The sequence below is a fragment of the Sodalinema sp. genome (genome assembly GCF_046483825.1).
GTDB lineage: Bacteria > Cyanobacteriota > Cyanobacteriia > Cyanobacteriales > Geitlerinemataceae > Sodalinema.
Genome location: NZ_JAWOCL010000224.1, coordinates 1 through 22,474, shown reverse-complemented (window position 1 = coordinate 22,474; position 22,474 = coordinate 1). Strand labels below are relative to the sequence as shown.

Genomic DNA, 22,474 nt, shown 5'->3' with positions numbered 1-22,474 from the left:
CGCTTTTTTCTAATCCATGAGATATTTGGAGATCTAAGGGTGACCATGCAACTACCGAATGATCCGCTGTTTCCTCAACAGTGGTACCTTTACAACACCGGTCAAGGGGGACGTACGCCTGGGGTCGATTTAAATCTAATCGATGAAAACCCCAATACCGTTAATGTTTGGGATGATTATAGTGGGAGGGGGGTCCGAATTGGCATCATTGACTCAAAAATTCAAGCCGATCATGAAAATCTTCAGAGTAACCATCCCCCTAACTTCCTAGAAGCCAAACAGCTACCTTTCAGAACTCCTCTATTTTGGATGGACAACCACGGAACCGCCGTAGCCGGGATTATTGCGGGAGCCGCCAATGGCTTAGGAACCAGGGGAATTGCCTACAACTCAGAAATAACGGGATTTGAGTTTAATACGTTTTTCCTACCGTTGGGTTCAAATGTGACGGAACAGTCTCTCTTGGCTCAAGCCAATTTTGACATTTCTAATAATAGTTGGGGACCGAAATATCCGTTCAGTTGGAAGTCCAATCAGGAGTCGACAGCCTGGATGGAAGATTCCGTTGAGACAGGAATTATCTCCGGTCGTGACGGGATGGGAACCGTTTTTGTCTGGGCGGCGGGGAATGAGCGCGAGAGTCTAGGCTATCACGCTAACTACAACAATGTTGTCAACTCACGTTACACCATCGCTGTCGCGGCGATCGATGGTTATGGCGTGGCCGCGCCTTATAGCAATCAAGGGTCTAACTTACTCGTGTCCGCCTTTGGTGATGGAGATCCCAGCCAGGGACGTCCTGGGACGATTGTCACCACTGATTTGATGGGACCTTATGGGTCTAACCGGGGACGTTTCCTCTCCAACGGTGAAAACCTGGCAGACCTTAATTATACCAACACCTTTAACGGAACCTCCGCCGCTGCACCGATGGTCTCCGGGGTGGTTGCATTGATGCTAGAAGCGAACCCGAATCTTGGCTATCGGGATGTGCAAGAAATTCTTGCTTACTCCGCTCGCCAAAATCACGTCACTCATCCCGATTGGCGCTTTAATGGGGCCGTCAATTGGAACGGGGGAGGTCTTCATGTTAATCATGACTATGGGTTTGGTCGGGTCGATGCTCATGCGGCGGTGCGGCTGTCGGAAACTTGGACCGCACAACAGAGGGTATTACAACCCCTGAATACATCGGTTCAAGGAACTTGGGAGACGGAGGCCAGCCTCAGTCAAACCTCAACGGTTCCCGTTACCCTCGTTGGCTTGAGTGAGGTCTCCCAAACCCTGACTCTCCCCGCTGGGGTTGAACTGCAACATACCGAGATTGATATCGATATTTCCCATGACTCCATTGAAGATTTAATCATCACCCTGACCTCCCCCAGCGGAACCGAGAGTCTCCTCTTTAACGGTCCGCAACTACAAGAACTTGAGATTGGCACGAATGGCCAGGTCAGCTTCTCGGAGTTTCGGGACAATCCGACGGCTTTTACCCTAAACCCCTATTTCTTGAACTTAGGACGCTCCTATCAACAGGGGATTAACTTCACGTTTAGCAGTACTTTCAATTGGGGTGAACGCAGCGAGGGAGATTGGATTCTCACGGTTGAGAATACGCAAGGGACGACGCTAGGAACCTTGAATCGCTGGGATTTACGGGTCTATGGGGATGAGGCGATCGCCAATCAGAGCTATATCTATACTCCAGACTATGGCGCTCCCCTCGACCCAGACCGACGATATTTGGAAAATCGCCAAGGACAGCATCTCCTCAATGCAGCGGCGATTCGCTCTAATAGTTGGATTGATCTCACGCGCCAATCCCCCAGTCGCCTGGCCGGCCAACCCCTAATCCTGGATGAAGAAACCCAAATTGTGGCTGTCTTTGGGGGGGATGGGGATGACACGATTTGGGGGAACCCAGACCAGGAAACGTACCTGATGAATCAACGCGGTGATAATCTCATGGTTGGTGGGGCGGGTCATGATACCCTCGAAGCCGGGTCGGGCCATGATACTCTCGTTGGAGGGGATGGGGATGATTTCCTAATTGGGGGGTCTGGGAATGATGTTCTATCTGGGGATTTGGGAGATGATACCCTCATTGGTGGCGAGGGTCAGGATGTCTTTGTTCTGCGCCCAGATGGGGGTGAAAATCTGATTCAGGACTTTACAGTGGGAGAGGATCGTCTCGGACTCTCCCAGGGGTTAACGGTTGAGTCGGTGACCTGGGTTCAAGCGGCAGAGAATACCCTCATTCAAGCAGGAGACGAGACTCTCGCGATTCTCAATCAGGTGGATTCAGCCAGCCTTAACCCCGACCACTTTATGTTCATCAACTCGGGCTAATCGCGGCAGGGGACAACGATCAATCCATTGTCCCCTATCTAGGGTTGTCGGGTTTTTCCTCAACCTTCAAATGCCGACAAATCCAGCTTGTCAAACTGTTTTAAGAATCCCAAAAGTGTCTTCGCAATCTGACTCACTCCTCCCTCAACATTGGATTCGATATTTAGAGGAATAACTGGATCATGCAACGACAAACGTAACAAGAACCAGCCCTGTTCTTCGGGGGATTGACAACTGACGCGCACCCCTTCATAGTTCTTGGGAACCACCTGCCAGCCGTCATGACTCTCGGCAAACTGGCTTAAGGCATCAATGACCTGATTGCCATAGGCTTTAAAGTCCTCAACGCCGATTTTCATGCGTAACTCCGCACTGTCTGCGGGTTCCTGCAAATTGGCAATTAAATCCGATAAGGCTTTGTCTTCTAATTTTAATTTAGCCAACTCAACCAACAATTTAGTAATGAGATAAGCGCCATCATCTAGGAAATAGTTTTCCTTCATCGCCCCATGACCCGAGGTTTCAATGGCTAACCAAGATTCTTGACCTTCGTGATTTAAACGAATTGCCTCGTTGATGACATTTTTATAGCCCCGTTTGAAGCGATGATGCACGCCCTTTAGGTCTTGTTCAATGAAGGTGGTTAAGCCTTCGGAGGTGATGGAGTCGGTGACAATGGTCGAACCCGGATGTTCTTTGAGGACAACGGCGGAAATCAAGGCGATGAGGCGATTACGGTTGAGTTCTTGCCCTTGGGGATCGACTGCTGCGCCGCGATCGACGTCGGTATCAAAGATAATGCCAAAGTCAGCCTTTTGGGCTAAGACAGCCTGGGAAATTGCCGCCATAGCGGCTTCATTTTCTGGGTTGGGGACATGGTTGGGAAATGTCCCGTCGGGGTCTAAAAATTGGCTGCCCGTTGTGTCTGCGCCTAGGGGTTTGAGGACGCGATCGCAGTAAAAGCCACCCGCACCATTTCCAGCATCAACAATAATATGAAGTCCCTTTAACGGCTGTTCAAACTGTTGCGGATGATTGACCCCTTCTCGCACTAATTTGACGAGTCCTTCGGCATACACCCCCATGAAATCACGAGTCTCAATCGTTCCGCCTTCGGCGGGTTCGGGAAAGTCTTGATCAGCGGCAAATTTGAGAATGGCGCTAATATCGGGTTTGCCTAATCCTCCCTCGCCGGTAAAGAATTTGAAGCCGTTACGGTTGAAGGGTAAATGGCTGGCGGTGAGCATGATGGCCCCGTCGCAGTTGAAGTCGGGGCTGACGGTACTCATGAACATAGCCGGGGTGGAGGCTAAACCGAAGTCATAGACGCGACAGCCAAGACTGCGGATGGCGCTTGTGGTGGCGGCCATTAAGTCAGGTCCGGAGAGGCGGCTATCTCGTCCTAAACTGATGGTTAGGTCGCTGGCCGGTTTGTTGAGGGTTTCACTGAGCCAGCGGACAAAGGATTTGCCGAGGGTTTCGGCGATATCTGGGGTGAGGTTGACGGGTTCGTCGGGGATGCCGGGAAGGGCAACGCCGCGAATGTCAGACCCGTTTTGCAGTTTAGTCCAGTTGATGTTTTGTAGGGTAGCACTCATAAGGCTTGTGGGATGGATAGGGCAATGGCAATCACCATAGACGATTTGCCTCTATCCATCAATGCCGTAGACTACCAATGCCATAGACTAGCATTTTTGGGGCGATCGCCATCGCCCCAAGTTAGACCTAGACTCAACCTAGAATGAGTTAGATCCTAACGTCCAGCGGAGACAGCGGGAGTCAACGCCGCTTTCAGGGCCTCGACTTTATCGGTATGTTCCCAGGGCAGATCTAAATCAGTGCGTCCCATGTGGCCGTAGGCGGCCGTTTCTTGGAAGAAGCGTCCTCCACGTTCGCTGGGGAGACGGGAGAGATTGAAGGCCTGGATAATTCCCGCCGGACGCAGTTCAAAGATATCGTTAACCACTCCGAGCAGTTTCTCTTCATCGACTTTAGCGGTGCCAAAGGTTTCAATGAAAATACTGGTCGGCTGGGCCACGCCAATGGCATAACTGACTTGAACTTCGCATTTTTCGGCAAAGCCAGCGGCGACAATGTTTTTAGCAATGTAGCGACAGGCGTAGGCGGCGGAGCGATCGACTTTGGTGGGATCTTTGCCGGAAAAGGCCCCGCCTCCGTGACGGGAGTAGCCGCCGTAGGTATCGACAATGATTTTGCGTCCTGTGAGTCCTGAATCCCCTTGGGGACCGCCAATGACAAATTTACCGGTGGGATTGACCAGAAAACGAGTCTTCTCGTCCGGTTGAACGGTCATTTCGCCAAACACCGGTTGCACCACCTGAGTCCAGAGGTCTTGTTGGATGCGATCGCGCACCGCTTTCTCGTCGCTCATCCCCTCAATACTGGCGGTATGTTGCGTCGAAATCAGGATCGTATCAATCCCCACGGGTTTACCATCTTCATACACCACCGTGACTTGGGTTTTGCCATCGGGACGGAGATAGGGCAAATCACCGGATTTACGCACCTGAGTCAGACGGCGAGAGAGTCGGTGAGCCAAACTAATGGGAAGCGGCATCAGTTCCGGGGTTTCGTCACAAGCAAAGCCGAACATGAGGCCCTGGTCGCCGGCACCGACAGCATCGAGTTCCGCATCACTCGCCTGTTCGCGCCGTTCTTGGGCCGCATCGACCCCCTGGGCGATATCGGGGGATTGTTCATCGAGGGCAACTAAGACTGAGCAGCTATTGGCAGAAAAGCCATTTTCCGCGTCGGTATAGCCAATTTCGGCAATTTTTTCTCGCGCCAGTTTGACATAATCAACTTTGGCTTGGGTGCTAACTTCTCCGGTAATTAAGACTAACCCCGTATTGACCACGACTTCCGCCGCGACACGACTTTTGGGATCTTGGGCCAGCAATGCATCGAGGATGGAATCGGAGATGCGATCGCAGATTTTATCAGGATGTCCTTCAGTGACGGACTCCGAGGTAAACAAATAACGGCGAGACAATGACTGTTCCTCCTTAAAATCAAATGTTGAACGCAGCAGGGACTTGATATCGTTCAAACCCAACCCTATCCAACCACGGTAATTTGCTATGGTATCAGGTTTATTATTCGTCTGAGTTGAGAGGGGATCAGAATCCCCACTGGAATTGCCCTATATCCAGGCGGCGAAGACTTCCCCTATACTTTGGCCAAAGAATGGCGACGAGCGGGATAACCGGCCCGATTCAGGGCCGCCACCGCCTGATCACAGTCCATCACCTGGAACTGATGGCCCAGCCGCACCAGTTGACGCTGATGGCCCGCCGCAATCACGCCAATCACTGGAACTTTGGGTTTGCTGTCTTCGGGAACCTGCGATCGCAACACATCCCGCAGTTGATGACGTTGCTGGATATCCCCGGCTTGTTCAGGATTGAGTTTAACTAAGACCATCTGCACCCGTTCGATGGGTTCAGCATCCTCGACAATCAATTGCACGCTATCATCACGGCGATCGACTTTCCCCCAGACAATCAGCCGCGCGTCTTCAATCAGATGTTGGTGAACCCGCTCATAGGTGCGGGGGAATACTACCGCCTCGACTTGTCCGGTGAGGTCTTCGAGTTGGACAATGGCCATGCGATCGCCCTTTTTGGTGACAATCGGTTTGAGACTACTCAACATGACGATGGCACTCACCATCACCTTCTCATGTTGGTCTTCCATTTCATTGAGGTTCACCGGGGCCAGCAATCGTGAGGTTTTCTGAATCGGTTTCAGGGGATGATCTGACACATAGAAGCCGAGGAGTTCTTTTTCGAGCTTCAACTTCTCCATCGGCTGATAATCTGCCACCTGAGGTGCTTGAGGAACCCCATCAAAGCCGTTATCATCCTGGTTATTTTGAGGATCTTCCCCGAGTTGGTCAAACAGATTAAACTGGCCCACACTGCGCTCCTTAGCGCGAGATCCAGCCCAATCAATCACCAAGGGGAGATGTTCCATCAGTTGCTTGCGATTGGGGTTGAAGCGATCGAGAGCGCCACATTGGACCAACGCTTCCAAGGCCCGGCGGTTGACGGCGTGGAGATCGACGCGATCGCACAACTGAGCCAACGACTCAAAGGGTCCCTCCTCTCGCGCTCTCAAAATACAATCGATCGCCCCCTGACCCAAATTTCGCACCGCCGAGAGTCCAAATAAAATCTTTTGCCCCTCCACCGGCGTAAAATCCACATTGGAATGATTAATATCCGGCGGTTGCACGGTGATATTCATACTCATACAAGTGGCAATATATTTTTGCACCTTGTCCTGATTACCACTGTTGGCGGTCAATAACGCCGCCATATATTCCACCGGATAATTGGCTTTTAAATAAGCCGTTTGATAAGTGACATAGCCATAGGCCATCGAGTGAGATTTATTGAAGCAATTGGAGGCTACGAGACCCGTTTTTAAGAGGAAATTATGGTCTTTTGCGACCCCAATATCGTAAACCTGTTGAACACCAACTCGACGGCGCGAGCAAATTTTAACCATAACCGGGACTCCCAAATGCCAAACACGAGGCTAGATGGCCATCTTAACAGACCGGCTCAGACACAGGCAATGACAGATCTTAGGTTTCCAACACTGTTCCCAAACGAGACTCAAACCTAAAAAAACTTAACACAAGTCGATCTGAGCCGAATATAAGTTATAAAACAAGAGTTGACTCCTGAATCCAGACAACCCCTATAGCCTTATGAGGATCCTATGACCAAAGTAATCATTCTCGGAGGGGGCATTGTCGGAATGAGTGCCGCCCATGAACTGGTCAATCGCGGCTTTTCTGTTCCTAGCCTCGGACTATGTCCGTACCAACACAGACTTAGCGACTATGGAAGCGGCCAACGAAGCGGCCCGTCGCGCCGTGAACAGCCTCATCGATGCGTCTGGGAGTGAGGCCCCCTACTGCCAAATTTGGGACTTGCAAGAACCAACCATCCTCGTGCTTCGTCGTTGGGCCGACCAAATTCGCTACCGCAAAGGCCTACCCTGGAACGGAAAACTGTCTCCCTGGTATCTACGCTTGTTTATTCCCGTGGTTTTGGTTTGGGCTGGTATAGAAGGCATGTTACGGTGGTTCAATAGGCTGCGATCGCCCCATTAACGATCCCTGATTACACACTCGCTCCTCACCTCAACCCCACCTCGTTTCTACAACCTCTCCCCAGGACCTTTCCTTTACTATTTCCTTTCGGTTCTGACCCCCATGTTGAAACTGTTACAGTATCAAGTCCTCGAAACCCTATCGGAAAATCCCACCACCATTGTTTATCGGGCCATCGAAGACCCGCAACAGCGTCCTGTCATCCTCAAAACCTTACTGGCAGACCATCCGAAGGCGGCGGACATTGCCCGATTGCGATATGAACATGATCTCGTCTGCCAACTTGATTGTCCCGGCATTGTTAAGCCCTATGGACTCCAACAATGGCAGGGCCGACCGGTTTTGGTTTTAGAAGATTTTGGAGGCCGAGATTTAACCCATTGGCTTAACCCCAATAGCCTAGATCTCGAACAAACTTTACGCATTGGCCAGAAGATTGCGATCGCGTTAGGACAACTGCATCAACAGCATTTAATTCATAAGGATCTTAAGCCAGAAAATATTGTCTTTAACCCTCAAACCCAAGCACTGAAACTGATTGATTTTTCCATCTCCTCTCGGCTTGGCAAAGAAAATCCCTGTGTTAGTAGTCCTAACGTTCTTCAGGGAACCTTAGCCTATATGTCCCCGGAACAAACGGGTCGTATGAATCGTGCGATCGACTATCGCTCAGATTTTTACGCCCTAGGAGTGACGCTCTATGAATTACTCACCGGCCATCTCCCCTTTGACTCGAACGATCCGATGGAACTGATCCATTGTCATATTGCTAAACCGCCGCGTCCTCCCCATGAACGGCGTACTGACCTTCCTGAATCGGTTTCGGCGATCGTTCTAAAACTGATGGCAAAAACCGCAGAGGATCGCTATCAAAGTAGTTATGGAATCCAAAAGGACCTAGAAACTTGTCTAACACAGTGGACAACAACACAACATATTCCAATGTTTGAGTTGGCCAGCCAAGATCAGCAAGGAACCTTTAGTATTCCTGAAAAACTCTACGGACGAGATGCCGAAGTTCAACAACTCCTCGATGCCTTTGATCGCATCAGTCAAGGTCCCTCGGAAATGCTCTTAGTGGCCGGCTACTCCGGGATTGGTAAATCAGCCCTCGTCAAAGAAGTTCACAAACCCATTGTCCGTCAGCGAGGCTATTTTATTAGTGGGAAATTTGACCAATTTCAACGAAATATTCCTTACGCCTGTCTAATTCAGGCGTTTCGAGAACTGGTGCGACAACTGCTGACAGAAACTGAAGCGGAGATTCTCAGTTGGCGTGATAAAATCACTCAGGCTTTAGGGAAAAATGGGCAAATTATTACCGATGTCATCCCGGAAATTGAACTCATTATTGGCACTCAGCCGGCTGTTTCTTCCCTCCCGGTTACTGAAGCACAAAACCGCTTTAATCTCGTGTTTCGTGCCTTTATTCAGGTTTTTACCCAGCCAGAACATCCCCTGGTGATGTTTCTCGATGACTTACAATGGGCAGATCCAGCTTCATTACAGCTAATTCACCTGCTAATTGCTGATCCCGATAGTCATAATTTACTCATGTTAGGTGCCTATCGAGATAATGAAGTCAGCCTCAGTCACCCACTCATGACAACTCTGGCTAAAATTCAACAAGATGGGATTACTGTTGAGACGCTCACTCTCAAACCCCTCACCTTAGACCATGTTAATGGTCTGGTGGGTGATACCCTCAATCAACCCCAGTCCACCGTTGAACCTCTTTCTAAACTATTACTCAGTAAGACTCAAGGAAATCCGTTTTTTATTACTCAAACCTTTAAGCATCTCTACAGTGAAAATCTATTACAATATCATCAAGATACAGCGTCTTGGTTTTGGAACCTAGAACAGTTGCTGAGCATCGATATCACGGAAAACGTGGTTGAACTGATGGCTTATGAAATTCAACGGTTAGACGCTTCAACACAGCATCTCTTACAACTGGCAGCCTGCATCGGTAATAACTTTAATTTAGATATTTTAGCGATTGTTAATGATGCCTCCGTTGCTCAAACAGCGGCGGAACTTTGGAGTGCTATTCATGCCGGTTTAGTGATTCCCCTGGCCCGAAGTGCAGCGGAACTCTGGAGTGCCATTCACGCGGGGCTAGTGATTCCTTTAAATAATCAGGTAAATCATCAGGTAAATCATCAGGATTCGATGCCAGAGGCAATTGAAGAGTCGGGGAACGCCATTGTCTATAAATTTCTCCACGATCGCGTCCAACAGGCGGCGTATTCCCTCATTCCCGATGCTTGTAAACAAGAAGTCCATTTACAGGTGGGACGACGATTACTCGAGTATCGTGGCTCAGAAGGCGTAGAGGAACGTCTATTTGATATTGTCAATGCTCTCAATCTGGGTGCGAGTTTAATTGATGATCCCGCTGAACGCCGTCAATTGAGTCAGCTAAACCTAGATGCGGCGATGAAAGCCAAAGCCGCCGCTGCCTACGCCTCAGCCTTAGAATATCTCAATGTTGGCCGTCAACTGTTACCGGATCATGTCTGGACAACAGACTACAAACTGGCGTTAGAGTTATACACCCAATCGGTGGATGTGTACTACATCCAAGCACAATTTTCTGAAGCACAAGTGCTATCAGAAATCGTCTTCAAAGAAGCTAAAACACTCCTCGATAAAGTTAAGATTTATGAATTAAAAATTCAATTTTTTATCGCTCAAAATCAAATGCTAGAGGCATTAGATACAGCCTTGTTAGTGTTAGAGTTGCTGGGACATCCCTTAGAGGTTAATTCCGATAAGTTGGAGTTAGTGCGAACAACTCCCACCTTGGAAGAACTCGCTAACTATCCAGAAATGAGGGATCCGTATCAACTGGCTGTATTACGGATTTTGGCGATCGTCAGTGGCCCCGCCTATCAAGCTCGTCCTGAGTTATTGCCTCATATTGTTGTGAATGGTCGTAACCTCTGTTTGCAGTTTGGCCACTCCGCCTTAGCGGCCTATTCCTATGGCATGATTGGCAGTCCAGACCACAATATTGAAGCTAGCTATTATGCTGGTCTAATTTCGTTAAAAATTTTAGAGCAATATCCGTCCGATGCCTTCAAATGTAAGGTTCATATGTTATTCAATTCCTTTAATAAACATTGGAAGGAACCCCATTATTTGACGATTTCTGCTTTAGATGAAACTGTCGCCATGGGCATGGATATTGGCGATGTGGTCTATGCCGCTTACTGTGCCATGTGGTCGGCGGGCTATATGGTGGTTATAGGAATGCCGTTACCGGAGGTGGCACAGAAACAAACCCTGTATCTGGAACTGTTGGGGAAAATCAAACAGGATCATGGCTTGTATCCGGCGAGAATTTGGCGGCAATTGGTGCAGAATTTACAAGGAGACGCGCCAAATGGGTTGCGATTGGCGGGGGAGTACTTTGGACCGAGCGATCGCGCCACGTTAGAGATTGCGCAAAATAGAATGTTGCTGTTTTTTCTCTATTTTGCAGAAGCCTTTCTCGCTTATATCTTTAAAGATTGGCCAACAGTGAAAGAGAAATATCCCCTAGCCGGAGACTATCAGAACTCGGCGTTGTCTTCGTTGCTCTTTTGTTACTACCATGTCTATGACACACTCATCAATTGTGCCATCTATCCGGAGTTATCTCCCGAAGACCAGGCGATCGCCTGGGACTCCATTCAGGCCAACACCGCTCAAATTGAAATATGGCGACAGGCGGCACCAGAGAATTATCAAAGTAAATGGGACCTGATTCAGGCCGAACAGGCTCGTCTTCAGGGCCACATCCCAGCGGCCATGGACTATTACGATCGCGCCATCGCCTCGGCCCAACAAGAGGGGTTCCTGGCTGAAGTGGCGATCGCCGCCGAACGGGCCGCTGACTTTTACTACAGCTTGGGCCGAGAGAAAATCGCCAACCACTATCTACAAGACGCCTACTATGCCTATGAACGCTGGGGGGCAACCGCTAAAATGAAAGCGTTATTGCAAGAGCATCCCACGTTACATCGCACTGTGTTGCAACAGGACTATAGTTCCTCAAGTCTCTCGCCGAAAATCACCCTCAGCCATAGCAATCCGAATGCAAAAGTGACGGTCAATCAAAGCACCTTAACTCATTCAGCCCACTCCAATGATATGTTGGACTTGGGGACGGTTCTCAAAGCAACTCAGGTTCTCTCTGGACAAATTCGCTTGCCTCAGTTATTAGAGCAATTAATGAGCTTAGCCTTAGAAAATGCTGGGGCGCAACAGGGCTATTTGTTATTAATAGAAGAGGGTACGTTACAGATTGCTGCCTCAGGTCAAATTGAGTCGAACATCAGGGTTCAGGTTGAAACTGAACCGTTAGCTATTTCAAAAACTCAACTTCCCCTCTCACTGGTTCACTATGTCCAACGAACTCAAGAGTCTGTAGTTCTCTCCCATGCCGTGGACGAGGAGCTTTTTAGCCAAGATCCCTACATTCAGTCCCGTCAGATTCAATCGATTCTCTGTTTACCGATCGTGCAACAGGGAACCGTTTTGGGACTGTTGTATTTAGAGAATAATCTCACTCAAGGCGCCTTTACACGCGATCGCCTAGAAATCTTAAAAATCCTTTCAGCACAAGCGGCAATTTCCATTGAAAATGCCCGCCTCTACCGTCGCCTAACCGAGTATAACCATCATCTCGAAGATAAAGTTGCCGAGCGCACTCAGGAACTACAACAGAAAAACCAAGATTTAGAATCAACATTGATAGAATTACGGCGGACGCAAACCCAACTGATTCAAACTGAAAAAATGTCAAGTCTAGGACAAATGGTGGCTGGCTTGGCCCATGAAATCAATAATCCTATCAGCTTTATTGGTGGGAATATCGTCTATGCTCGTGACTATTTCAACGACTTACAAGAAGTCATCGAACTCTATCAAAATGAGGTGGTGTCTCTCAAGCCATCTCTTGCCAAACGACTCGAAGACATTGACCTGGATTTTCTCTATCAAGATATTCATGATATCTTTAACTCCATGCAAAAGGGGAGCGATCGCATCCGCAGTATCATCCTCGGCTTACGGAACTTCTCCCGCTTAGATGAATCTCAATCTAAGATGGCAGACATCCATGAAGGACTCGATAGCACCCTCTCCCTGGTCCAACACCGCCTCAATCCTCCTGGACAACAGCCGGGGATTAAGATTCACAAAACCTATGGGGAGTTACCACGAGTCAACTGTTACCCCAGTCAACTCAATCAGGTCTTTTTAAACCTTCTCAATAATGCGATTGATGCCTTACTTCCCTTTACTGAGCAAACTCAGCCCAAGATTACCATTACAACCGCCATGATTGATGCCAACCGCATCCAAATTCAGTTTAGCGACAATGGACCGGGGATGAGTGAGGACGTGTCTCAGAAAATCTTTGACCCCTTCTTCACCACTAAACCCGTGGGACAAGGAACAGGATTAGGACTCTCCATTAGTTATCAAATTATCACCGACCAACATAACGGTCAGTTATCCTGTGATACGCAACCCGGCCAGGGAAGCCAATTTACCATTGAGATTCCCATCCAATCCATCTAGCCGTAAGGCTTAAACCACGCCTAAACCACGGCTAACGATAAATCCGGGAGTAAGTCTAACTCAATATTGAGATGTTTGAGATCGAGGCCTCGCTCAAAAATCTCATCAATGGGTAACATTTCACCGGATTCAGTCATAAACTTGTGGTCTGGCGTGGCGCGAATGATGCGACCATCTTCTAGGGTATATTCAAACACCTCTTGAACGCCGCGATCGTGCCATTGTGCAATGGGTTGAGTATAAACATGGCCATAACAATCAATACTATACACCTGACAAGAAATCTGTTCTTCAACAATGCGACCAATCGGCAACACCCCATACTCCACCGTCAAAATTTCCGTGTCATAGGTCAAACAATACTCAGCGAACTTGACCATCTGATCAAACAGCGCTTCAGCCGTCTTTTTATCCACCCCATTCTTGGCACAACCATCAATAAAAATGCCATGATGCTTCTGCATCTCCGCCATTTTCTTTTTCCCCATGGCGCGACGCAGTAAATCCGCTTCCCCCAAGGAATACCCCGCCATATCCTGAGCAATTTTCATAATCTGCTCCTGATAGACCATCACACCATAGGTTTCCTTAAGAATCGACCCTAACATGGCATGGTCGTAAACAATCTCCTCACGACCATGTTTGCGGTTAATAAACTTGGGAATCAGACCCGCATCCAACGGTCCCGGACGGTAGAGTGAAAGGATTGAAGAAATATCATCAATACAAGAGGGTTTCAAATCCCGCACCACCTGGCGCATCCCCGAGGATTCCAACTGAAACACTCCTTCTAGCTTCCCTTCAGCTAGGAGTTTATAGGTTTTTTGGATATCTTTCGGTAATTGACTCTCAGGATTCCGCGCCAGAATCGCTTGACCTTTGCGTTCATGAATCGCTAATTCATCAGGGTCAATGTGGATTCCTTGACTTTGTTCGACTAAGTCCAAGGTTTTCTGAATGGTGGTTAAGTTCTTTAACCCCAAAAAGTCCATCTTCAACATCCCCATCGATTCTAAATCTTCCATGGGATATTGGGTCGTAATTCCCCCATCTTTATTCCGTTGCAAGGGGACAATTTCATCAATGGGGTCAGCGGAAATAATCACCCCCGCTGCGTGAACTCCCGTTGATTTGTTGGTTCCTTCAATGCGGATGGCCATGTCCAGCCACCGTTGCACAATGGGGTCACTATCATAGGCTTCTTTAAACTCCGGTGCAGGGGTTGCATCGGAAATCATCACTTTCAATTTTTCCGGTTTTCCTCGCGACACCGGAATCATTTTTGCCATTTGATCGGCTTGTTTGTAGGGAATATCTAACACCCGCGCCACGTCTTTTAAAACCGCCTTGGAGGTCATGCGGTTAAAAGTGACAATCTGCGCCACTCGATCCACCCCATATTGCTGCGTGACATATTGAATCATATCATCGCGACGTTCGATGCAGAAGTCGGTATCAATATCTGGCATTGACTTGCGTTCTGGGTTCAGGAACCGCTCAAACAGTAAGCCATGATGCACGGGATCAATGTTGGTAATTCGCAGGGAGTAAGCCACCAAAGAACCCGCCGCTGAACCCCGTCCAGGACCCACGGGGATGTTATTATCTCGGGCAAATTTGATGTAGTCCCAGACCACCAAGAAATAGGTGGAGAACCCCATCTGTTGCATCATTTTTAGTTCAAATTCTAGCCGTTCTTTATACTCCGGGTTTATCTCACTACGGCTTTTGGCGTTGAGGCGTTCGAGTAAGCCGGCCCAAGTGACGTCTTCGAGATAGGTGTCGGCGGTGTAGCCGGAGGGAATGGGAAAGTCGGGAATCCGGGTGTCGCCAAAGAGGTCATAGGGTTTAATTTTGTCGGCGACTTTTAGGGTATTGGCGATCGCCTCTTGGATCACCTCATCCTCTAAGTGATCTCGGAACAGTTGCGCCATTTCCTCAGCGGTTTTCAGGTATTCTGTACCGCTATAACGCAGCCGTTTATCTTCAATGATGGATTTCCCAGTTTGAATGCACAGCAGCGCGTCGTGAGCTTCAACGTCATAACAAGAGATATAATGAGAGTCATTACTGGCGATAATTTCAATGTCGAGTTCCCGCGCAATGCGTACCAATTCTACATTGACCACTCGGTCTTCACGGGAGCCGTGGTCTTGAATTTCGATGTAGAAATCTTCGCCAAAGGTCTCTTTATACCAAGTGGCAATACGACGGGCCACATCGAGGCGATCGCGGAGAATAGCTTGAGGAATTTCGCCCCCTAAACAGGCACTGGTGACGATTAAGCCTTCGCGATATTCAGCCAGTAAGTCCTTATTAACACAAGGACGGGAAAAAATGCCTTTACCTTGATACCCTTCTAGGTGAGAAATTGTCGTGAGTTTGGTTAAATTTTTATAGCCAATGTTATCTTTAGCCAGGACAACTTGGTGATAGCGGGGACGGCGTTCTTGTTTGGTAATGTCGCCATTGATGACGTACATTTCATTGCCGATAATCGGTTTTACGCCTTTCCCTCGGCAGATTTTCACCAGTTGCGCCGCGCCGTACATCACGCCGTGATCCGTGAGGGCGATCGCGGGCATTTCCAGTTCAGCAGCGCGATCGACGAGCTGCTGAAGTTGACTGGCGCCATCGAGGAGACTGTAATCGCTATGAATATGTAAGCCAACAAAAGACATTGTTAATTCTGACCTGTTAAGAGTTAAGTAGGGGCGAAAAATGCCCTCCTGGGAGGGGGTAGGGGTGGGTTTCCCTAAAAGTTTTCTATCCAATGCAACAAATTCCACCCTATATCCTGAAGACCCAAATAGCCGTAGGGGCGAAAAATTTTTCGCCCCTACTCGGCCTTAAGATACCCCATCTTCTTGCTGCAACATCTGGGCATAATCATCCATCCCGAGTTGAGCCAGTTGCGAGTCTTCCTCAACAAACCCATGTGCCAGAGATGTCAGGTGATGGGAGTTAGGACAACGATGACGGCGATCGCGAAATCTGAGAAAGGCAATAAAATCAGCGACCTGCTGGAGTTGTTCCTCAGTTAAGCGGTCGATGTCGTTTTTAACCGTATCGGGGTTAAGCAACATGGGGATAACTCCTATCTGTTCCTTCCCAACCCAAGACAATTAAGTTCAGGAGTCGCCTAGGGCGTTAAGAAGCGGACTAGCGTTTCTAGTTTATCCCAGGCCGCGCCACTTTGGAGGACATCACGGGCGATCGCCAACCCCGCCGCCGTGTCTCCCATCGGAACCGTCCCCGCCACCTGGAGAGCCAAAGCACTATTGAGGGCCACCACATCTTGCTGAGCTTGAGTCCCCTTTCCTTGCAGGAGCGATCGCAGAATCTCAGTATTCTCCTCAATCTCCCCACCCCGTAGAGCCTCAGTGGGAGCCAACGCCAGGCCCAACTCCCGAGGATTGAGTTCCTTGGAGGTCACCTGGCCTCCCTCCAACACCGCCAAATCCGTGATATCCGCCAATCCCGCCTCATCGAGACGTTCCCGTCCATGTAGCACCATGGCCCGCTCCGGTCCCAACTGGCCTAACGCTTTCGCCACCGTCTCCAACAACCCCGAATCATAGACCCCCATCACCTGTCCCGTCGGTCGCAACGGATTCACCAGGGGACCGAGGAGATTAAACACCGTCCGCACCTTCAGGGTTTTCCGCAGCGGAACCACCGCCTTCATCGCCGGGTGCCAACCCGGAGCAAACAGAAACGTTACCCCCACCTCAGACACCGCCGCCTCAATGCGTTCCGCCGGAGCCTGGAGATGAATCCCCAAGGCTTCCAACACATCCGCCGACCCCACTTTACTCGACGCTGAGCGATTACCATGTTTGACCACCGCCACTCCAGCAGCGGCGGCCACAAAGGCGACACAAGTGGAGATATTAAACGTCGAGGCTCCATCCCCTCCCGTTCCACAGGTATCGATGCGGGGAGTGGGTAGGGGGGCCTCAGTTCTCGGGTGACTGAGGGATTGCAGAACCTGAGCCATCCCCACCAGTTCCTCCGTCTCCACCCCTTTGGCTTGCAACGCCGCCAGGATGGCCCCGGAGAGGACTGGGGGAATCTCCTCCTTGAGCCAACCTTGCATGAGCTGACTGGCCTGCGATCGCGTCAGAGACTGACCATCAAGCAGTTGTTGTAGCAGAACCGAAGGATTGAGAGTAGCCGCAGATGTCGAAGCGTCAACCATAATTGTTCAATGTTTGCCCCCAATTATGAAACAAAACCGGGTGGCTGAAAAGCCTTCTCTGGCCAATCCACTCAGGCGAGGGATGAGTTCCCTCATCTGAGGTCACTCCATATCCCGCCACGGTTCCCCGTTTCATGGTCCTCCATTTAACGATACAGCAGAACGGGAATGTTGCTGGCCCGCAGCATTTGGGCCGTGGTACTCCCAATCACCAAATGACGAATTCGGTTATGGCCATAGGCTCCCATCACTAACAATTGGATATTGTAGTCCTGGACATACTTGCTAATCACCGTCTCGGGTTCTCCCGTCTGTAAGGAGCAAACCGGAGTTAAACCCGCCTCTTGTAACTGATTACGGGCCTCCTCAATGCGAGTAATGCCTAGAGAACTGTCGGGATTTTGGGCGATCGTAATCACATGGAGATCTAAGCCCTTAAAAATAGGCGATTCAATCAAAAACTGCAACATCTTTTTGCCAGTTTCACTGCCATCATAGGCGATTAAAACGCGCTCAATCTCCTGATACTCCCGAGAGGTAACAAAACAAGGCTTTTTGCTGCTGCGAACAATCCGTTCCAAATTTGCGCCCAGGTGTCCTGAAGCAAATTCTGCCGCTTCCCCTCGTTTTCCCAGAACAATTAAATCGGCATCTTCTTCAAATTCATGAAAACAATCCACCAAGAATCCTGTTTTGTGAAGCAGCTTGATGTCTTGAACTCCGGCATCACTTAAGATTTGTTTGGCTTTCGTTAAAATCAACTTCGCTCGTTTGTGATTGATTTTGGCTTTATCATGCTCTAAATCAACCAACTTTTTTAACAACTCTCGGGAAGCCCCAAGACCAATACTACCACTGAGATTCCCCGTTGAAACAACCCGTTGGCTGCGAACATCGGTGACAAACAAAACTGAGATTTCTGCCGATAATCGCTTTGCCAACCAACTGCCATAGTCATAGCTTTTTTCAGCAAATGACGAACCATCGGTACAGAGAAGAATAGAGTTCATAACAAGTATGCCAGTAACAAAAATTGGGGTTCCCCCCTTAGCCAGACGTTAGGATTGTTTGATGAGTTTTGGATCCTCCTGAACCGTCAGTTTATCGAGAAGCGTCGCACTGGCTTCATTTAAGCCCAACAGGTCCACGTCCGCCCCATTACGGCGAAACTTGAGAACCACCTTATCGATCGCCGCAACCGCCCCTTGATCCCACAAGTGAGCATGGGTGAGGTCAATGGTGACGCGATCGACGAGTTCATCAAAATCAAAAGAGTCTAAAAACTCTTCAATCGAGACAAAGAAAATCTGACCTGCAACCCGATAAATCCGATGATTGCCATCATCACTGAGGACTTTATCAACAAAGACCAACTCAGCAATTTTACGAGAGAAAAAGACCGTACTCATGACAATTCCCGTCGCGACACCCAAAGCAAAGTTTTTGGTCGCCACCGTGAGCAGCATCGTCGTTAGCATGACCACGGTTTCACTACGGGGAATCCGGGAAATCGTTTGAATCGACGACCAACGGAAGGTTCCAATGGAAACCATAATCATCACCGCCACCAGAGTCGCCATGGGAATCTGTTGCACCCAATTACTCAACGCCAAAATGGCAAACAGGAGAAATACTCCAGCAGCAAACGTTGACAGTCGCCCTCGTCCGCCGGATTGGACGTTAATGACAGATTGGCCAATCATACCGCAGCCGGCCATCCCACCAAAAAATGAGGTGATAATGTTCGCGACACCTTGGCCTTTGGCTTCCCGGTTCTTATCACTGGGAGTATCGGTGAGTTCGTCAACCAGGGTAGCGGTGAGGAACGAGGCCAATAAGCCCACAATAGCCATGGTGAGGGAGGTCGGTAAAATGATTTGTAGCGTCTCTAGGTTAAAGGGAACATTGGCCAGACTAAAGACCGGTAAGGCGGTAGGAAGTTCGCCCATATCGCCGACGGTGGGAACATCGAGATTGAGGCTAATCTTGGCGATGGTCATGACGGCGATCGCCACCAGGGGAGAGGGAAAGGCTTGAGTGAAACGGGGCAGAATATAGATAATGGCCAAGGATAAGGCCGCCATCACGTACACCGTCGGCGGAACATTAGTGAGTTGCGGCAATTGTGCCAGAAAAATCAACACCGCTAGGGCGTTGATATAGCCCGTAACAACGGATCTCGGCACATACTTCATTTGTCGGCCCAGTTTTAAGAAGCCAAAAATAACCTGAAAAATGCCGGTCAGTAAGGTTGCCGCTAAGAGATAGTCTAAGCCGTGATCTCGGACCAAATCGATCATTAGCAAGGCCATCGCCCCCGTCGCCGCCGAGATTGACCCCGGTCGTCCACCGAGAACAGCCGTCACCATCGCGATAATAAAGGAGGCGTAGAGTCCCACTTTGGGGTCAACACCGGCAATAATCGAGAAGGCGATCGCCTCAGGAATCAGGGCCAGGCCCACAACAGCCCCAGCTAAGATATCGCCTTTCACATTGGAGAACCATTCTCGTTTGAGAACATCAAGATTTAAGTACATAAGAGGTTCAACGCCGAGTATTTGCGTAACTGCATCAGAAAAATACCATAGCCCTGTGGCCATAGCGGTCATGTTGGCTCCACGAAACCCACTCCTGGGGCTGAATCGGTTGGCGAGTTCAATCCTGAACCCGAGTTTCCCAAATCACGGCCAGGCCCGCCCCAGCGGCTTCAGCTAGAACACTCATGAGGCGATAAACCGTCACCGCCGCCAGAACCGTTCCCATGGGAAATCGGGTTCCTAATACCGAGACAGCGGTGGCTTCGAGAACACCCACCCCCCCAGGGGCACCGGGAACCACTAACCCCAATAACCAGGCGAAACTAAAGCCGCCAAATAAGAGGGGTAAATCGGCTGGAGAAATGGGGGCGATCGCCGACCAAACCAAGAGAAAGCCACTGGTTCGCAATCCCACAAACAGAAACTCCCCCAAGAGAGGACGTAGGGGATAGCGACGAATGCGAAATTCCTTAACCGCTGGGGGAGACTCGTCAGCCGCGACGTTAACATCACCGTTGGGGAGAGATTTCCCCTTGAGTTTCATGCGAGCCACCCGTTCGAGAATAGGATTGAGTAACCGGGGATGAATGCCCACACAGACGGCGACCAAGGCCAAGCCGCCTAACCAACCCCGAGACTCTCCCACCGCAAATAACACCACAGGAAGGCTGGCCGCTGCCATCAGCAGGGGTTCGAGGAGTACGCTCGCCGTCACCGCCACCCCCGATAAGTCCGCCTTTTGCCCTTCCCGAATCCGTCCATAGAAATGCCAGATATTGCCGGGGAGATATTTGGCAATGTTGGTTTTGAGGAAAACCCGTGTCGCCCAGGCTTGGGAGACGGGTTGATTAAACTCTCGTAAAATCCAACCCCAGACCCAACCAGACCAGGTATGAGCCAATAGGGTAACAGCTAAGGCACTCAGAAGCCAAGTGCTGGCCTGGGGCCGTAGGCGAATTTGGCTCACCTCACTCCAATGTTGATAGAGAGTTTGCAGCAGGAAAAAGACGGTCGCCCCTAAAATGAACCAACGCAGATAGGGTTTGAGGCGGTGTAGGAGTGATTTCACGGCGTTAAAATGACGAACATGAGGCGGGTTTGCTGTTCCTCGTTGGTCCTACAGGAAATTGAATTATGAGACTGTCCAATTTAACAAGGTTTGACGCGCATCAGGGAACGACCAACATGGCCCTAGATGCAATTCTCGATCGCGCCCTGGGAGGCAACGCCATCAGCGAAGCGGAGGGGGTAACGCTCTTAGAACAAACTGATGCTGGGGCGATCGCCGCGATTCGCGACGCTGCCGACGAGTTACGACGGCAACAGGTGGGCGATACGGTCACCTATATTATTAACCGCAATATTAACTTCACGAATATCTGTCAGCAACATTGTAGCTTCTGTGCCTTTCGCCGCGATGCGGGCCAAGCGGGGGCCTATTGGCTCGATCTCGATGTGGTGTTGCAGAAGGCCCAGGAGGCTGTTGAGCGAGGGGCGACGGAAATCTGTATGCAGGGAGGCTTGAACCCCGAGGCGCAACAGGATGGCTCCTCTCTGGCCTATTATCTCAATCTTGTGCAGCATCTGAAACAGGGGTTTCCTCAATTACATCTTCATGCGTTTTCGCCCCAAGAGATTCAATTTATCGCCCAGCAGGATAACCTGAGTTATACAGCGGTCATTGCGGCCTTGCAAGAGGCGGGCGTGGGGTCGATGCCGGGAACAGCGGCGGAAGTGTTAGATGAGCAAGTTCGCCGCATTCTCTGTCCCGAGAAAACCGATACCGCCACCTGGTTAGAGATTGTCGAAACTGCCCATCGTCTGGGGATGCCCACCACGAGTACCATGCTATCGGGGCATATCGAAACTCGTCAGCAACAGATGGGGCATTTGGGCAAGTTGCGATCGCTGCAACAACGAGCCGGCGATCGCGATTATCCGGCCCGAATCACGGAATTTATTTTACTACCCTTTATCGGTCAAGAGGCCCCAGCCCCATTGCGGCAACGGGTGGGACGAGATCAACCGATTTTGGAAGATGCCTTATTACTCACCGCCGTGGCCCGTTTATTCCTAGGACAATGGATTCCCAACCATCAACCGAGTTGGGTCAAATTGGGGCTAACAGGCGCCACCACCGCCCTCTCTTGGGGCTGTAACGACATTGGTGGCACGCTCATGGAGGAACATATTACCTCCATGGCTGGCGCTCAAGGGGGAACCTGTATGCAGCCCGAAACCCTGCAAGCGGCTATCCGTTCCCTGGGGCGAACTCCCCAACAACGGGATACGCTGTATCACTCTCTTGAGGTGGCGATCGCCCATTAACCCCCTATTGTCACTCTATGGCCCAAAAATCATGCAGACAGATTATGGGCGCTTCCTTGTCTGTATGGACTATTTGCGAGATTTTCCAACCATAAACTTATATGAAATTAAATAAATATATGTAAATCCGAAACTTAGCGCCGCTCTGCCAATCTGACATTAACTCAAAAAAAAACCACTAATTATTGACAATGTCAGGTTAGTGGATTATGCTGGAAGGCACAGAGTCAAGCTGCATAAAGGTCAGCACCCCCGGCTGAAGCACGGGGGCTTCGTGCCCTCCAGCATAATCCACTAACCTGACATTGTCAATAATTAGTGGTTTTTTTTTGAGTTAAT

Annotated in this window: 13 protein-coding genes; 4 read left to right on the top strand and 9 right to left on the bottom strand. The window is 49.8% G+C overall.

All coding sequences use genetic code 11. The annotated features are described in order from the left end of the window. Positions 1-45: 45 nt before the first annotated feature. Entirely contained in the window at positions 46-2,349 is a 2,304-nt protein-coding gene (locus R6U67_RS14690; RefSeq protein WP_410253242.1) for a S8 family serine peptidase, read from the top strand. Between the two features lie 59 nt (positions 2,350-2,408). Here the strand turns inward: R6U67_RS14690 and R6U67_RS14685 are convergent, their stop codons facing one another. The 3 genes from R6U67_RS14685 to R6U67_RS14675 form a co-directional block, all read right to left on the bottom strand. Beyond that, positions 2,409-3,947, bottom strand: coding sequence for a phosphomannomutase/phosphoglucomutase (locus R6U67_RS14685; RefSeq protein ID WP_410253241.1), 1,539 nt, complete (start codon positions 3,945-3,947; stop codon positions 2,409-2,411). A 155-nt stretch (positions 3,948-4,102) separates the two neighbouring features. Beyond that, on the bottom strand, positions 4,103-5,362 hold the full coding sequence (gene metK, locus R6U67_RS14680; RefSeq protein ID WP_410253240.1) for a methionine adenosyltransferase: 1,260 nt from the start codon (positions 5,360-5,362) through the stop codon (positions 4,103-4,105). Between the two features lie 176 nt (positions 5,363-5,538). After that, a complete protein-coding gene (locus R6U67_RS14675; protein WP_410253239.1) occupies positions 5,539-6,882 on the bottom strand; it encodes an OB-fold nucleic acid binding domain-containing protein in 1,344 nt (447 codons plus the stop codon). A gap of 268 nt (positions 6,883-7,150) precedes the next feature. On the opposite strand from R6U67_RS14675, the gene R6U67_RS14670 reads away from it, so the two are divergent. After that, complete coding sequence (locus R6U67_RS14670; RefSeq protein WP_410253238.1) at positions 7,151-7,495, top strand: hypothetical protein; 345 nt, start codon at positions 7,151-7,153, stop codon at positions 7,493-7,495. Between the two features lie 102 nt (positions 7,496-7,597). Further along, on the top strand, positions 7,598-13,069 hold the full coding sequence (locus tag R6U67_RS14665) for an AAA family ATPase (protein ID WP_410253237.1): 5,472 nt from the start codon (positions 7,598-7,600) through the stop codon (positions 13,067-13,069). A gap of 20 nt (positions 13,070-13,089) precedes the next feature. Here R6U67_RS14665 and R6U67_RS14660 read toward each other — a convergent pair whose 3' ends face one another. From R6U67_RS14660 to R6U67_RS14635, 6 genes are all read right to left on the bottom strand, one after another. Next, complete coding sequence (locus R6U67_RS14660; protein WP_410253236.1) at positions 13,090-15,750, bottom strand: DNA polymerase III subunit alpha; 2,661 nt, start codon at positions 15,748-15,750, stop codon at positions 13,090-13,092. A gap of 168 nt (positions 15,751-15,918) precedes the next feature. Then, entirely contained in the window at positions 15,919-16,155 is a 237-nt protein-coding gene (locus R6U67_RS14655) for a hypothetical protein (RefSeq protein WP_410253235.1), read from the bottom strand. Between the two features lie 56 nt (positions 16,156-16,211). After that, the gene (gene trpD, locus R6U67_RS14650) at positions 16,212-17,270 is read right to left on the bottom strand and encodes an anthranilate phosphoribosyltransferase (protein ID WP_410253234.1); all 1,059 of its coding nucleotides are present in this window, start codon (positions 17,268-17,270) and stop codon (positions 16,212-16,214) included. A 146-nt stretch (positions 17,271-17,416) separates the two neighbouring features. Beyond that, complete coding sequence (locus R6U67_RS14645) at positions 17,417-18,280, bottom strand: universal stress protein (protein WP_410253233.1); 864 nt, start codon at positions 18,278-18,280, stop codon at positions 17,417-17,419. 48 nt (positions 18,281-18,328) lie between these two features. Then, on the bottom strand, positions 18,329-19,807 hold the full coding sequence (locus tag R6U67_RS14640; RefSeq protein WP_410253232.1) for a SulP family inorganic anion transporter: 1,479 nt from the start codon (positions 19,805-19,807) through the stop codon (positions 18,329-18,331). A gap of 118 nt (positions 19,808-19,925) precedes the next feature. Beyond that, the gene (locus tag R6U67_RS14635) at positions 19,926-20,876 is read right to left on the bottom strand and encodes a YbhN family protein (protein ID WP_410253231.1); all 951 of its coding nucleotides are present in this window, start codon (positions 20,874-20,876) and stop codon (positions 19,926-19,928) included. A 65-nt stretch (positions 20,877-20,941) separates the two neighbouring features. Between R6U67_RS14635 and cofH the strand changes: the two genes are divergently transcribed. Then, complete coding sequence (gene cofH / locus R6U67_RS14630; RefSeq protein ID WP_410253230.1) at positions 20,942-22,135, top strand: 7,8-didemethyl-8-hydroxy-5-deazariboflavin synthase subunit CofH; 1,194 nt, start codon at positions 20,942-20,944, stop codon at positions 22,133-22,135. The last annotated feature ends 339 nt before the right edge of the window (positions 22,136-22,474 follow it).